Below are 15321 nucleotides of genomic sequence, written 5' to 3'. Positions count from 1 at the left end.
CATCCTGGAGATGCGCCGGCCAGGGGGAGGATCAGTTCTTGTTGGCGTAGTCGGCCATGTTCTTCGGTGTGACGAGTTCGAACGGCACCCAGACCTGCTTTTCGACCGGCTCGCCGCGCACCAACGCGACCGCGGCATTCACCGCGCTGGCTGACTGGCCCTTGGCGTTCTGGAACACGGTCGCGTCGAGATCGCCGGCCGCCATGGCGGCAAGGCCGTCCTGCGTGGCGTCGATGCCAACGACGATCACGTCCTCCATCGAGACACCCGCCGCCTTGAGTGCCTGGATGGCGCCGATCGCCATTTCGTCATTGTTGGCGAAGACCACGTCGATCGGCTGGCCGGCGGTGATCCAGTTGGTCGTCAGGTCCATCGCGTTGGTGCGCGTCCAGGCGCCGGACTGCTCGTCGGCAAAGGTTACGGTCTTGCAGTCGCTTGCCGCCAGCGTTTCCTTGAACGAGGAGGTGCGGTCGCGCGAGGCCTGGTGCGCGAGATCGCCCATCAGGATATAGACCTGTGCATCACTGGCCTTGCCCTTCTCCTTCAGGATCGAACAGGCGGCTTCCGCGCCCAGTTTTCCGGAATCCGTTTCCTTCGATCCGACATAGGCCTGCTTTTCCGGCAGCTTGCCGACATTGTCAGGCTCAAGGTTGAGATAGACCAACGGAATGCCCGCCTTCTCGGCCGCTTCGCTGATGCCGGGTGCGGCGGACGTGTCCGTCAGCGTCATGACGATGGCGTCCACGCCAGCCGCGATGAAGTTGTTCACCTGGTTGAGCTGCTTGGAAATGTCGGTCTGCGCATCCTCGATCTGCACGTTGACGCCGTTGACAGCCGAAGCCCGGGCACTGATGCCTTCGCGCAGAAGCGTCTGGAAGTTGTTGTCGAAGCTCTGCATGGAGACGCCGATCGTCTCCGCCGAGGCAGCACTTCCCATCAAGGCGGCCAGGGCGGCCGCCAGGTACATGGATTTCATCGTATCCTCCCAATGGGTGCCGGCTCACCCGATCGCATTCCGGAGGCCCGGTCGGGCCCGGTCTCTAAAGCGTGCCCCTAAGTCAGGGCCACGCGAACCTCTCCGTCGACGACCTCCGCCGGATAGGTTTTCAGGTTCTCGCAGGCGGGAAGCCGGATGGCCTCGCCGGTGCGATAGTCGAAGACGCCGGAATGCTTGGGACATTCCACCTCGAAATCCATGACCAGCCCATCCGCGAGATGGATCGCCTCATGGGTGCAGAGGCCGGCCGTGCAGTAGACCTGGTCATCGGGGGCGCGGTAGATCGCGTAGGTGCGGCCGCCATGGTCGAAGCGAATGGCGCCTCCCTGTTCGATATCGTCGAGCTTGCAAGCGGGAACCCAGGTCATTCTGCTGCTCCCTGGATTTCAGCGCGGGCCTTGCGGGCGGCGAGCTTTTCCTTGCGCTTGCGGTAGCGCTCCTGCATCTGCGCCTCGCCCTCTGTCGAGCCGTCGTGCCAGGTGCCGAACCACTTATCGAGCGGGATCAGCGCGTCGCCATAGTTCACCTCGAAATATTTGTGGTGCAGGTAGTGCGCATAGGCGTGGCTATCGACCAGCTTGTCCTCGCCCACCTCGACCTTGTCGAAGCCGACATGGCCGGGGATGGCGCCGAAGCCCGCATAGTGCAGCTGGTAGAGCATGAGGATCGGGTTGGATGGCAGGATAAGGTGGTAGAAGGCGGTACCGAGATAAAGCAGATGCTCGACCGGATGCATCGACAGCGACGACCAAGGCGACGGATTCACGGAATTATGGTGGACCGAATGCACCCACTTGTAGAGGAACGGCGTGTGGATGAGCCGGTGGATGCAAAAGAAGTGGAATTCGTGAATGATCGGCACCACGAGGGCCACGAGCGCCAGTGTCCACGGGTTCTCCGAAAAGCTCAGCCAGGGTGCATAGCCGTTGGCATAGGCCCAGAGCATGGCCACTTCGATGGCCGTCCAGATAGTGACGCCCGAAAGGAACGTGCGCAGGATGTTGTCGAGGTTCTGGCTTTCGAACCAGAAGGCCTTGTTCTTCTGGTCTGAGGGGAATTTTCCATTGTACTTGAAGCGGTTTTCCTGCCGCTTCAGCACATAGAGGTGGACCTCGAAGGCGCCGTAGAAGAGGAGAACGCAGACCGCATTCACGGCATAAAGCCAGGCGGCCCAGCCAATGCTCAATGTCTGCATGGTTTCGACAGACGGGATGACCCAAGCCCAATAGGCGACCGCCGACAGGGCAAAGATCACATTCCACGGGAAGAAGTAATGCGGCAGCCATTTCACGACTGCCATCAGTTTCGGCGGAAAGACGAAGAGCGGCGCGGTTTCAACCGGCTCGTTCGGCGCCCAGTCGCCGCGCTTGTTGCGCTTGCCATATTTCAGATCGTCCATTGCGCTCTCCTTCGGGTTTTGGCCCGCACAATTTGTGAAAGGAGAGCGCGTGATGCGCCTTACCCGTACGTTCTGGTTGGAACGCCGGCTCTCCTCCTGACTTGAAAATTATCAGGAGCGCCGTGGAATGGCGAAGGCTTCCTTGATCAAATCAGATCAAAGCCCTTCGGCGGTTATGGTGATGAAACGAATGGGATTCCGGTCCGGCTCGATCTCCGTCAGGCCGATGCGGCGCAGGATGAGATCAAGCGCGCGTTGCGCCTGCGCCTCTGGTGCCTGGTCGAGCACGACATCCATGATGCCCTCGCTCAGCGCCGTGCGTGTATAGTCGGTCAGTTCGTGCCCGACGAACAGGATGTCGCGGCCCCGTGGATGGCGCCGCAGCACGCTGATCAAAGCGGAATTCGCTCCGCCCGCATTATAGAGGCCGACGAGGTTTGGGTATTTTTCAAGCGCAATGGAGAGTGTTTCCGCACTGAAACTCTCTTCATCCCGGCTGTAACCGAGCCATTCGAAGGCGATCGGCCCTGGATGATCCAGGAAATAGTCCGAAAAGCCGCGAATGCGATCTCGATGCACCTGATAGATCGGGTGGCAGAGCGCCACGACCGGCCCTTCCACCTTGGCCATTCGCGCGATGAAATAGGCCGCCGTGCGCCCGGCGGCATAATTATCGATGCCGACGAATTCCGCGCTGTTGCCGGACGCGCGGGTCACGACATGGACGACGGGCACGCCGCGGGCGATGACCGCCTCCACAGCGGCGCTGATCAACGGGCTGTTGGGAACGGCGAGGATCAGGCCGGCCCTCGGCGTCTCGGTGGAAAGAATGCGTTTGGCGATCTCCTCCGGCTTCATCTCCTCCGTGAAGCTGCGGTGAACGACGGCGAGCGGATCGAGCGTGGCGGCAATGCGTTCAAACGCCTTGGAAAGCCGTCGATAGAAGGTGGTCTCGGGGCGCACCATCAGCACCTCGATGCGCAGCAAGCCGCGATGGGTATCGGGCAGCGTGCGCGGGTATTTCAGGCTACGCGCCGCAATGACCACCTTCGCGACCAGATCGGGCCGCACCCCGCCGCGGCCGTTCAGCACGCGCTCGACCGTGGCGGTCCCGACACCGGCATGCCGGGCGATGTCCCCGTAGTTCGGCTTGCTCACGTCGCGAAGGCCTTGGATTGAGTAACGCTGCGATGAGATGCCAAACTAGCGCAAGACGTTTGCCTATGCGCGCGCCAAAATGGCCTCCGCCGCCTTTTCCGCAATCATGATGACCGGCGAATTCGTGTTGCCCGAGACGATCGTCGGCATGATCGAGGCATCGACGACGCGCAGATTGCCGACCCCGTGCACACGGAGCTTCGAATCCACCACCGCCATCGGGTCGTCGCCCATCTTGCAGGTGCCGACGGGGTGGAAGATCGTTGTGGCGATGTCGCCAGCGCGCTGGATCAGTTCCTCATCGCTCTGGTATTCGCGGCCCGGCAGCATTTCCTGCGGACGGAAGCGATCGATCGCCTTGGTCTGCATGAGGCTGCGAGCGTGGCGAATCGATTTGGCCGCAAGCAACCGGTCGCCGACGGTCGAAAGGTAGTTGGGGCGGATTTCCGGTGGCAAAGCCCCATCGCGGGTCGTGACGTGCACAGTACCGCGGCTTTCGGGCCTCAGATTGCAGACGGAAACCGTGACGGCCGGGTAGCGGTGCAGCGGCTCGCCGAGCCGATCGGTGCTGAGCGGCTGGACATGGTATTCGAGATCGGCCGTGGCGACGGCCGGATCACTTTTCGCAAAGATGCCGAGCTGGCTCGGGGCCATGGAGAGCGGGCCGGAACGGTTAAAAGCATATTGCAGGCCCATGCCGGCGCGGCTGAACAGGTTGTGGTAGAGCTGGTTCAGCGTGCGTGCGCCCTCGATCTTGAAGACCGTGCGGATCTGCAGGTGATCCTGAAGGTTTTCACCGACGCCCTGAAGCGCGTGCTGCACGGGAAGATCGAGCGTCGAGAGCACATCCGGCCGGCCTATGCCGGACAGTTCCAGGATCTTCGGCGAATTGATGGCGCCGGCCGACAGCACGACTTCGCGGGAAGCCCGCGCGATGCAGAGCCGCCCACCAAGACGGAAGCGGACGCCGGAGATCGCCTTGCCCTCGAATTCCAGCCGCTCAGTCTCGGCCCCCGTGAGGACGCGGAGGTTCTTCCGTTTCATGGCAGGCCGCAGGAAGGCCTTCGTCGTGTTCCAGCGCAGGCCGCCGCGCTGGTTCACCTCAAAATAGCCGGAGCCTTCATTGTCGCCGTCGTTGAAGTCGTCGGTCTTCGGAACCCCGAGTTCCTCCGCCGCATCGCGGAACGCATCGAGGATCGGCCAGGACAGGCGCTGACGCTCGACGCGCCATTCACCGCCGGCCCCGTGCATGGCGGATTTGCCGCGATAATTGTCTTCCGACTTCAGGAAGTAGGGCAGAACCTCGTCCCAGCCCCAGCCGGCATTGCCGGCCTGCCGCCAGCCGTCATAGTCGGCCGCCTGCCCGCGCATATAGATCATGCCGTTGATCGACGAGCAGCCGCCCAGTAACTTTCCACGCGGATAGTTCAGCGTGCGGCCGTTGAGCCCGGCTTCCGCGGCCGTCTTCATCATCCAGTCGGTGCGCGGATTGCCCATGCAGAAGAGATAGCCGATCGGTACATGCACCCAGTGATAGCGGTCCGTGCCACCGGCCTCGAGCAGCAGCACCCGGTTCTTCGGATCGGCCGAGAGCCGGTTTGCCAGGACGCAGCCGGCCGAGCCGGCGCCGACGATAATGAAATCGTAGGTGCCCTCGTCGACCGGCGTTTCTGTATCATGCAAAGTCACGCCGCAACTCCGGTTGCTCTGGGTTCGGTTGCCGAAAGCCGACGCCAGAGCGGTGTCATGGCTTCCGTAATGTCCTTGTAGAGGGCGTACCGCCGGTCATAGTGCGCGGCAAGGGCGCTGTTTGGCCTATAGTGCCGGTCCGTGCGCACCATGGCATTTGCGCCATCGGTGAAATCCGCAAACAGGCCGACGCCCGTGCCCGCCGCGATTGCCGCACCAAGAGCGCCCGTCTCGCGCGACACGGCGACGGTCACGGGCACGCGCAGCGCATCCGCAAAAATTTGCGGCCAGAGAAGGCTGCGCGAACCGCCACCGGACAGCACCGCCTCCTCGAATGTCGCACCCGCCTTGCGGATCGTCTCGACATGTTGGCGGTGGCCGAAGGCGACACCTTCGAGCAGCGCGCGGATCAGGTGTCCTTTGGTATGCCAGCCGGCAATGCCGTAAAAGCCGGCACGCGCATGGCCGTCCTGTTGCGCGCCGTAGAGATAGGGGTGATAGAGCGGATCATCTGCCGCAGGCTCCACTGCCGCGGCCAGCGCACAAGCTGCATCGAACGGCGAAACGCCCTCCGCATGCTCGCCTTCGAAGAATTCACGCACCAGCCATTCGAGATTTGCCGCCGAGGTGGCGCTGTTTTCCATCGCCATGTAGCGCGTGCGGTCGAAGGTCGAGGACATGAAAACCGGACCGTCGAGATCGGGACTGTCGATGATGACCTGATTGATGCTCCAGGTACCGGCGATGATCGAGGCGCTGCCGGTGCGCGAGACGCCCGAGCCGAGCGCGGAGGCGACGACGTCGAACAACCCGCCGATGACAGGCGTGCCGGCGGCGAGCCCCGTCTCCTTGGCCACCGCTTCCGTCACCCGCCCGGCGATGTCGGCGCTTTCGATCAGTCGCGGCAGCAGCTCCAGGCAATCACCAAGGCCGTAGGCCTCCATCAGCACCTTGTCGTAGCGACGGGCGGAGAGATCGAGCAGGCCTGCGCCGGACATGTCCGACATCTCGCTGACGCGCTCGCCGGTCAGGCGGTTGACGACGAAATCCTTGGAGTAGAATACCGTGCCGATACGCTTGAAGACGTCCGGCCTGTAGCGCTTCAGCCAGGCGAGCAGCGTCGGCGTCTGGGATGGCCAGGGGCGCTGGCGGGCGATGGGATAGGTGCGATCGCCCACACCTTCCGCCAGCCACTCCTCGACGAGGCCGGTGGCGCGCGTGTCGATCGACTGGATGCCGATCAGCGGTTCGCCGTCCCGGTCGAGCGCATAAAGCCCGTTGCCGTGGCCGGCGCATCCGATGGCGGCGATGTCGCTCGCCGCAATGCCCGCCTTGTCGAGGCAGGTGCGGATGACGCGTTTCGCATTGGCCCAGAGTTCGCCGAGATCGCGCTCGACATGGCCGGGGCATGGCATGCGGCTATGCCCCTCCTCCCCCGCATGCGCCACTTCCCGGCCTGTGAGGTCAAAGATCACCGCCTTGATGACCGTGTTGCCGGCATCGAGCCCCAACAGATATTTCTGCATTCTGAACCCCTCCCAAGGCTCCAGCTTCCGCAATTCCAGGAAAACCGCCTTGCGGTTTCCCGGAATTGCTCCAGCACCTCAACCCTGCTGATACTGCGCGAAGGCTTCCTCGCCGCTCGCATCGTCATGGATAATCGCCATCAGTCCGCGCACCACGGCATTCGGGTTGGCATGCTGGTAGATGTTGCGCCCATAGACCATGCCCATTGCGCCCTGCCGCATCAAGGCGGCAGATTTGGCGAATACGGCACCGAGATCCTCCTTGCCGCCGCCGCGCACCAGAACCGGGCAGCGCGCCGCCTCGACCACGCGGTGGAAATCCTCCGCATTGGTCGTCGGGTCGGCCTTGACGATATCGGCGCCCATCTCGCGCGCAAGGCGCGTCAGGGTGACGATCTTTTCCGCGTCGCCATCGACCATATAGCCGCCGCGCTCCGTGACGGGCTGCATGACGAGCGGCTCGATCATCAGCGGCATGCCGTATTTTTCGCAATCGGCGCGCACGCGGGAAATGTTCTGCACGCATTGGCGGAAGAGGTCCGGCTCATCCGGCAGCATGAAGAGGTTGACCACCACGCAGGCGGCATCCATCTGCAACGCGCCGATCAGCGGCTCCGCCTCGTTCTGCAGCACGGCCCACATGTCGCGATGGCGGATGCGGTTGTAGGGGTTGCCCATGTCGATGCGCATGACCAGCGCCGGCTTGTCCTTGCCGGGAATGTCCTGCAACAGGTCGGCCTGGCCGTAGTTCATCTGGATCGCATCGGGCCTAGCATCGACCAGCGCCTTCACGACGGCGGGAACGTTTTCCAGTCCGTCGAGGAAGGACGGCTCGTTGCACACGCCGTGATCGATCGCCACGTCCAGGCAACGGCCGTTGCCGAACAGCCGGTTCATCCGGACCTTGCGGTAGTCTCGCATAGTTCACTCCTTTGTTCATTCCTAGCGGAAAGGGTTTCCTCGGCGACGCCGTGGCGCTCGCGCATGAGGGTTAGAAAACGGGTGCGCTCTTCGATTTTGCGCGGTGCCGGCCAGCCTTTTTCGGCGGCCAGCACGCCGAGAGCGGCGTCAACCATGGCGAGCGAGAGTTCACCGGCGATGGCAAGCGTCGTGCGGCGCGTGAGCAGGTCGTCCAGATGTTCGACCGCTTCCGAGCGGATGAGATGGATAAGCTCCCGGGCGCTGTAGCCTTCATGCGGCAGCGGATGATCCGGTGCAGCGGCGATGAAGCGCGCGACATCGTCGGCATCCGTGCCGTAGCGCTCGAACAGCGATGCCGCGCGCTCCGCAGAAACTCCTGTCGAGGCCGCGAGGTCGCGAGTCCAGCCGCTGCGATCTTTGGGAAACGCCCGGCCGCCGCCGATGGTGCGTTCTGCCGTATCGACGCGACGCGACAGACCGAGCCGTTCGAGTGCCATATCGGCTGCCATCTCGCCGAAGGAGCGGAAGGTCGTCCACTTGCCGCCGATCATGCAAAGCACGGGTGGACCGCCATTCTGGCCCTCGAGCACTGTACAGAAATGATCGCGCGGGATGCGGCCGGTAAAACTGTCCTTGCTGGCCGGCAGTGGGCGCACGCCGGCGAACTGGAAAACGATTTCCTCCGGCCGGATCTTGACGCCCGGCAGCACGAAGGCGAGTGATTGCAGAATATAGTCGCGCTCGTCCGCCTCGCAACGCACGGTACCGGGATCGTCGACGCGGATATCCGTCGAGCCGACCAGCACCTTACCGAGATAGGGGAACAGGATGCAGATGCGTCCGTCCTCGTTCTCGTAATAGATCATGTGCCCGTCAAGCATGTCGCGCAGCGCGGCGTTGTCGATGATGAGGTGTGACCCCTTGGTGCCCCCCATCAGCGGTGCGGGCCTTGCGTCCTCGGGGAACAGCGCGCCATTCGCGATATCGATCCAGCCGCCCGTCGCGTTGATGACCAACCTTGGCTGGATAGACAACGTCTCGCCGGACACGCCGTCGCACAGCAAAAACTCTCCCGCACCCCTCTGCTCGACCGTCGCATAGTTCAAGGCCTTGGCATACGAACCGGCGGACAGGCCATCGCGCAGAAGCTCGATGCCGATGCGCTCCGGGTGGCTCACCCAGGCATCGTAGTAGGTCGCAGAGTTGCGGATCGCCGGATTGAGCGCCGGCCATTTTTCCAGCGTCGCCTTGCGGCCGCGGAACTGGTGTTTTGGCATCAGGGCGCGTTTGCGCGTCAGGAAATCGTAGATGCCGAGACCCGTCTTGATGGCGATGGCGCCGCGGCGGCTGGGGCGGCGGGTGAGGCCGAGGAAGCGCACGATACCGTTGGCGAGGCCGGAGAAGATATCGAAGATCGGCACCGTCGTCGGCAGCGGCGCGACATAGTGGGGGGCGTTGCGGAGCAACCGGTCGCGCTCGACGAGCGATTCCTGCACCAGGCTGAATTCGCCATTCTCCAGATAGCGCAGACCACCGTGAACCATTCGCGAGAGAGCGGCACTGGCGCCGGAGCAATAGTCGTCCTTCTCGACGAGGAGCACGTTGACGCCTTGCAACGCCAACTCGCGAAAGACGCTGAGCCCGTTGATGCCGCCGCCGAGGACGCACACGTCCACCTTCGGGCTCCGGCGAAGCCCGTCCATTGTCTCTGCACGGTTCATGATGGCAGCCTGTTATCCGTCCATGGTGACGAGTTGCGCCGATATGGCGGCATTGATCGCCGCAAGATCGTCTGTCGAAAGACTGAGCGTGCCCGCCCGCGCATTGTCGAGCGCCTGCGCCGGGTTGCGCGCGCCGCAAAGCCCGAAGGTCACGCCCGGCTGCGCCAGCGTCCAAGCGATCACCACCTGTGCGATGCTGGCGCCGTGGCCTTCCGCGACAGGCCGGATCGCCTCGGAAAAATCCTTCGCCTTCTGCCGGTTGGCGACCGAGAAGCGCGGGTTGTCCTTGCGCTGGTCGTCACCGGCGAAGACCCGGTCCGGCCCGATCGTGCCGGAGAGCAGGCCGAGTGCCAGCGAGGAGTAACTCAGCGTCGAAACGCCGTTGGCAAGAGTGAGCGGCAGCAGGTCCGCCTCGATCTCGCGATCGATGATGCTGAACCGCTCCTGGATCGCATCGAGCGACCCGGTAGCAATATACTGTTCGAGTTCCGAGCGGTTGACGTTGCTCGCGCCGATCGCGCGGATCTTGCCGGCCTTTTTCAGCTCTTCGAGCGTCGCGACCGTCTCCTCGATGGGTGTCGTCGGGTCCTGCCAGTGCGTGATGTAGAGGTCGATATAGTCCGTGCCGAGCCGGCGCAGGCTTTCCTCGACTTCATGGATGATCGAGTCGCGGCCCAGATAACGGTGGACCGGCTTGCCGTCCTGATCGAAGAAGTGGTTGCCCTTCTGCGTATGCCAGACGAGCCCGCATTTCGTTGCGATCACCGCCTTGTCGCGGCGGCCGACAAGCGCCTTGCCGACGATTTCTTCCGACCGGCCGAGGCCATAGGCCGGCGCCGTGTCGATGAGCGTCACGCCGGCATCGAGCGAGGCCTGGATGGCGGCAATCGATTCCGCCTCGTCCGTGCCGCCCCACATCCAGCCGCCGATCGCCCAGGTGCCGAGGCCGACGGCGGAGGCCTTGACGCCGGAGCGTCCGATGTCACGGGTCAATTGTTCGCCGCTCATGCGGAAAATCCTTCCTGGGATGCAATGTCGAGGATGCGAGCGCCCGTCGCCTCGTCGGTGACGAGCGTATCGAGATGGTTGCCGCGCAGCACGCTGAGAATGGAGCCCGCCTTGTTGAGGCCGCTCGCGACGCCAATCTTCGTCGGGATCGAGGCAAACTCCTCGAGCGTCAGCGAGACCAGCGAGCGATTGAGGCTGTAGTCGCAAACCCGGCCCTCGCCATCGAGCAGGTGGGCGAGGAGTTCGGCGCTGGCGCCGGAATGCTCGATCGCGCTGCGGTCTTCGCTTGAGGAGGGGTGGAGGTCGTAATAGGTCGAGTCCGTGCTCAGGATCGAGCCGATGCCGACCACCGCCACCTTCGCCTCCCGCCCGCGTTGGAATACGTCGGCGACGGAGCGCATGTTCATCAACATCGCGCGTTGCGCGGCATCGTCGGCAAAGAGCGGCGCGTGGATCTGGTAGGAGCGCCCGCCGAGCCGGTCGGCCATCAGCGTCGAAACGTGGTTGACGTCGGTATAGTGTTTGCCCTGCACGCAGCCCGTTGCCGGGATGACCTCGACATCGAAGCGGCGTGCTGCCTGCAGGCCGGCCACGACGGCGCTGACGCCCTTGCCGCCGGTGATGCAGATCGTGTCGCCATCGGCAATCTCTTCGAGCAGCAGCCGGGCTGCCGCTTCGCCGACCGCCTGAAGCGCCGTCTGCGGATTGTCGGAGACCGTCGGCACTACGACGGCGCGGCTGATACCGCCGAGCGCCAGAAGCCGCTCTTCCATGTCGACCAACGGCTCGACCGGCGACTTGATCTTGATCTCGACGAGGCCGAGCTGGCGGCCGCGCTTGATGAGGCGGTTGACGGTGGCGTGCGAGAGGCCGAGCTGGTCGGCGATCTGCGCCTGCGTCAGGCCTTCGAGGAAGTGCAGCACGAGCGCCTGGTGCATCTGGCGGGCGATCACGATCTCTTCGCGCGGCGCGGTCGTCTTGGGTTTCAGCTTGGCGATCGGCATGTTAGGCGGCCTTCCGCTTGTGCATGAAATGGTCGATGGAGACGGCGGCGAGCAGGATGCAGCCCTTGATCATGTCCTGCCAGTAGACGGAGACATTGAGCAGGATCAGCGACGAGGTGACGACCGAGAGCAGCGCGATGCCGAGGATGGCGCCGAGAATGGTGCCCGAGCCACCGTTGAGCGAGGCTCCGCCGATAACGGCCGCAGCGATGATGTTCAGCTCCATGCCGGCGCCGAAGGTGGGGGTCGCCGCCCCGAAGCGGGACATGTAGATGACCCCTGCGACACCGGCAAGCGTCGAGCATAACACCGTCACCCAGAACTTCACCTGGTTGGTCTTGATGCCGGAATAGAGCGCGGCCTTCTCGTTGCTGCCCGTGTAGAAGACCTTGCGGAAGGCGGTCGCCCGGCGCAGCAGGAAATCGAACAGCACGACGACGGCGACGAAGATCAGGATGACATAGGGCACACCGTAGAACGTGCCCTGCCCGACAGCCTTGAACCCAGCCGGCAGCGTGAAGAGCGAGAGCGGCGTGCCCTTGGTGATGATGAGGCAGAGACCGCGCACGATCACCATGGCTGCCAGAGACGTGATGAAGTGGTTGAGGCCGACGACCGTCACGAAGAAGCCCATGGCGCCGCCGATCGCGCTGCTGGCCAGGATGCCGATCAGCGAGGCCGTCCATGGGTCGAGGCCTGCGAGGAACAGCGAGCCTGAGAGCACCATTGCAAAGCAGACGACGGAGCCGACCGCAAGGTCGATGCCACCGACGATCAACAGGATCGTCATGCCGACGACGACGATGCCTTCGACGGAGAAACTCATCAGCATGGCGCGGAAATTGCCGAGCGTCAGGAAGTGCGGCGAGGCGAAGCTCATGATCACGCAGAGTGCGAGGATGATCGCGATCAGCCCGGCCTCGCGCATCGTGCCGAGGCGTTTGAAAGACGATGTCTTCGGCGCGCCGGCCGTCATCGTGTCGATTGCCATTCCCGTCTCTCCCAGTTTCTTCTCACGCGGCATGGTTTGCCGCCTTTACCGTACCCATGCCCGATGCAAGGCGGATCACGGCTTCTTCCGTCATCTCGTTCGCCCCGAGTTCGCCCGCGATGCGTCCTTCACGCACCACAAGCACGCGGTCGCAGAGCCCGAGCAGCTCCGGCATTTCCGAGGAGATGACGACAATACCGATGCCCGAGCGTGCAAGATCACGCAGCAGGCGGTGAATTTCTGTCTTCGCGCCGACATCGATGCCGCGCGTCGGTTCATCCATCAGGATGACCTTCGGCTTGACCGCCAGCTGCTTGGCGATCGCCACTTTCTGCTGGTTGCCTCCGGAAAGCGATTTGACCGGCGCATCGACGCCGCTCATGCGTACCCCGAGCCGTTTCGCAAAATCCTCCGCCAGCGCGGTCTCCGCCCGGCGTTTCAGCAGGCCGGCTGGATTGGTCAGCGCCTTCAGGTCCAGCACGGAGATGTTCTGCGCGATGGACAGTTCGAGAAAGACGCCGGAGCCCTTGCGGTCCTCGGACAGGTAGACGATGCCCGCCTTCACGGCATCCGAATAGGATTTGATCTTCTGCGTATCGCCATGCAGGCGCACCGTGCCTGAGGTGTGCGGCCGCAGCCCGCAGATGCCCTCGGCGATTTCCGTGCGGCCGGAGCCGATGAGGCCACCGATGCCGAGGATTTCGCCCTTGCGCAGCTTGAAGCTGACATCCTGGAAGCGCACATCGTCACCAATGCGGTCTACCTCAAGGATCGTGGTGCCGGACATCTCGTCCGCGCCCAGCTTGTTCGGATAGAGCTGCGTGATCTCGCGCCCGACCATGCGGCGCACCACGTCGTCCGGCGTCACATCGGCGATGCGGTCGGTGCAGACATAGCGGCCGTCGCGGAACACGGTGACCCGGTCACACAGGCTGAAAATCTCGGCCATGCGATGGCTGATATAGATGATCGATATGCCGTTCGCCTTGAGGTCACGGATGATCGAGAACAGCTGCTGCGCCTCGGTTTCGGTGAGCGCTGCGGTCGGCTCGTCCAGAATGAGCACGCGGCAGTCGAGCGTCAGTGCCTTGGCGATCTCGACGAGCTGCTGGCTGGAAATCGGCAGGTCTGCGACCTTGCGGCGGACGTCGATGGCGGCAAGCCGATTCATCACGGCCTGCGCGTCGCGTTCCAGCGCGCGGTAATTCATGAAGGGTGTCCGGCGGCGGTTGGTCGCTGCCATGAACATGTTTTCGGCGACCGTCGCATCCGGGCAGAGCGCGATTTCCTGGTGTACCAGGCCGATGCCGAGCGCCTGGGCGGCAGCGGGCGACGCGATGCGCACGGCTTTGCCGTCAACGCGGATCTCGCCTTCGGTCGGCTGCAGCACGCCGGCGATGATGTTCATCAGCGTCGACTTGCCGGCGCCGTTTTCGCCGCAAAGCGCATGGACCTCGCCGCGCTCGAGCGTGAAGTCGACATCCGTCAACGCCTTCACTGCCCCGAAATGCTTGGTCACGCCATGAATGGTGAGCACCGGCTCGGCCATCGTCTTCCTCCCTCTCCTCCCGAGACCATCCGCGCCGCAAGGCGCGGATGGCGTTCTCTTGGGAGATTACTCCTCGATGCCCTTGGTGCCGCGACGCTTCAGGTACTTGTCCCAGTAGAAGTCGTCGGCATTTTCGGCCGTCACGATGGAAAGACCGTTGTCGACGAAGGGGATGCTCATCGGGTTGAAGCCGGAGCGCTTGGCGTCGTTCATCGGGTCGATCAGCTCGGGATGCTTGGCGAGCCACAGCAGCATGAAGCCCATGTAACCCTGCATGCCCTGGTTCGGGTTGATCGAGCCGAACACTTCGCCGGCCTTGATCATGTCGAGGATGTTGGCGTTGACGTCCGCGCACATGACGAGGACCTTGCCGCCCGCTTCCTTGTTGGCCTGTGCCGCGCCGATGGCGGAGTTGGCTTCCGGCATGAAGACCGCGCCGAGGTTCGGATTGGCCTGGATGAGGCTCGACAGGCCCTGATAGGCCTTGGTCGGATCCTGGTTGGATGCCGCGCGACCGACGAGCTTCATGTCCGGCCACTTCTCTTCCATGCGGGCGACGAAGGCCGTGATGCGCTTGTCGTGGTTGTCCTGGCCCGGATTTTCCAGAACCGCATATTCGCCCTTACCGCCCAGCTTCTCGGCGATCGCGTCGGCGGCATAGGTGCCTTCGCGGGTGTTGTCCGAGGTGATGAAGGAAATACGCTTGGAGAGCGGAGAGTCAGCCGCAAAGGTCACGACCGCCGTGCCCTGGTCGATGGCGCGGTTGATCGGCTCGATGAACGGGTCGGAGTTCATCGGATGCACGAGAATGCCGGCGGGGTTCTGGGCGAGCGCCTGGTCGAAGGTGGCGATCTGCTTGTTGACGTCATATTCCGGCGTGCCGGTATATTCCGTCTCGCAGCCGAGCTGCTGGCCGGCCTGCTTGAACATTTCATAGACCGGGAACCAGTATTCGACGCCCGACACCATGACGTTCATGACGTATTTTTCGCCCGGCTTGCAGCGGAACGGGTTTTCCGTCTCGGCGGCGGCGGAACCGGCAAAAAGCGTTGTTGCAAGGACCGCCATCGCGGTCGTCGTCAGAAAAGTGCGCAAAAGTCCTCCTCGAGGCCGAAGCCCCTCCCAAAAAGCCCGAGGGCGTCGAAACGACGCCGCTGATCGCGTTGAACCCGAACTTCCTCCTCGAAGTCCGGTATGGGCAGGTAACCGCAAAGGAGATTGCCTGTCAATATAATTCACGATCTGAAATATATTTCACGGACATCGGGTGAAATCAAGCCCGCTGGCTGAAATATCTTTCACGGCGCGCCAAACCGCAAGAGGGATGGAGCAGACAGACGGTGCGCATAGCCGCCTGT

At 63.3% G+C, this 15321-nt stretch carries 13 protein-coding genes; all 13 read right to left on the bottom strand.

All coding sequences use genetic code 11. From position 1 onward, the window contains the following. Positions 1-31: 31 nt before the first annotated feature. Positions 32-976, bottom strand: a complete 945-nt coding sequence (locus tag BSY16_RS25285; protein WP_069062560.1) for a substrate-binding domain-containing protein — start codon at positions 974-976, stop codon at positions 32-34. Between the two features lie 77 nt (positions 977-1053). Then, entirely contained in the window at positions 1054-1365 is a 312-nt protein-coding gene (locus tag BSY16_RS25280) for a MocE family 2Fe-2S type ferredoxin (protein WP_069062559.1), read from the bottom strand. Continuing rightward, entirely contained in the window at positions 1362-2396 is a 1035-nt protein-coding gene (locus tag BSY16_RS25275) for a sterol desaturase family protein (RefSeq protein WP_069062558.1), read from the bottom strand. The genes BSY16_RS25280 and BSY16_RS25275 overlap by 4 nt, the downstream gene beginning before the upstream one ends. A gap of 156 nt (positions 2397-2552) precedes the next feature. After that, on the bottom strand, positions 2553-3554 hold the full coding sequence (locus BSY16_RS25270; RefSeq protein ID WP_069062557.1) for a LacI family DNA-binding transcriptional regulator: 1002 nt from the start codon (positions 3552-3554) through the stop codon (positions 2553-2555). Positions 3555-3617: 63 nt separating this feature from the next. Beyond that, on the bottom strand, positions 3618-5237 hold the full coding sequence (locus tag BSY16_RS25265; protein ID WP_150130220.1) for a GMC family oxidoreductase: 1620 nt from the start codon (positions 5235-5237) through the stop codon (positions 3618-3620). Between the two features lie 2 nt (positions 5238-5239). Further along, complete coding sequence (locus BSY16_RS25260) at positions 5240-6769, bottom strand: FGGY-family carbohydrate kinase (RefSeq protein ID WP_069062555.1); 1530 nt, start codon at positions 6767-6769, stop codon at positions 5240-5242. Between the two features lie 78 nt (positions 6770-6847). Continuing rightward, the gene (locus BSY16_RS25255) at positions 6848-7690 is read right to left on the bottom strand and encodes a class I fructose-bisphosphate aldolase (RefSeq protein WP_069062554.1); all 843 of its coding nucleotides are present in this window, start codon (positions 7688-7690) and stop codon (positions 6848-6850) included. Then, positions 7663-9411: a glycerol-3-phosphate dehydrogenase/oxidase gene (locus BSY16_RS25250; protein ID WP_069062553.1), complete on the bottom strand. Its 1749-nt coding sequence runs from the start codon at positions 9409-9411 to the stop codon at positions 7663-7665. The genes BSY16_RS25255 and BSY16_RS25250 overlap by 28 nt, the downstream gene beginning before the upstream one ends. Before the next feature lie 12 nt (positions 9412-9423). Then, the gene (locus tag BSY16_RS25245) at positions 9424-10419 is read right to left on the bottom strand and encodes an aldo/keto reductase (protein WP_069062552.1); all 996 of its coding nucleotides are present in this window, start codon (positions 10417-10419) and stop codon (positions 9424-9426) included. Further along, a complete protein-coding gene (locus BSY16_RS25240; protein ID WP_069062551.1) occupies positions 10416-11423 on the bottom strand; it encodes a sugar-binding transcriptional regulator in 1008 nt (335 codons plus the stop codon). The genes BSY16_RS25245 and BSY16_RS25240 overlap by 4 nt, the downstream gene beginning before the upstream one ends. A 1-nt stretch (position 11424) precedes the next feature. Then, complete coding sequence (locus BSY16_RS25235; RefSeq protein WP_069062550.1) at positions 11425-12414, bottom strand: ABC transporter permease; 990 nt, start codon at positions 12412-12414, stop codon at positions 11425-11427. A 22-nt stretch (positions 12415-12436) separates the two neighbouring features. Next, positions 12437-13963 carry a sugar ABC transporter ATP-binding protein gene (locus BSY16_RS25230; protein ID WP_069062549.1) on the bottom strand — a complete coding sequence of 509 codons (1527 nt, stop codon included), beginning with the start codon at positions 13961-13963 and terminating at the stop codon, positions 12437-12439. Positions 13964-14029: 66 nt separating this feature from the next. Beyond that, positions 14030-15058: a substrate-binding domain-containing protein gene (locus tag BSY16_RS25225; protein ID WP_069062548.1), complete on the bottom strand. Its 1029-nt coding sequence runs from the start codon at positions 15056-15058 to the stop codon at positions 14030-14032. Positions 15059-15321: the final 263 nt, after the last annotated feature.

The sequence above is a fragment of the Sinorhizobium sp. RAC02 genome, assembly GCF_001713395.1.
GTDB lineage: Bacteria > Pseudomonadota > Alphaproteobacteria > Rhizobiales > Rhizobiaceae > Shinella.
Note: the sequence above shows the minus strand (reverse complement) of the source record. Positions and strands in the feature narration are given on the sequence as shown.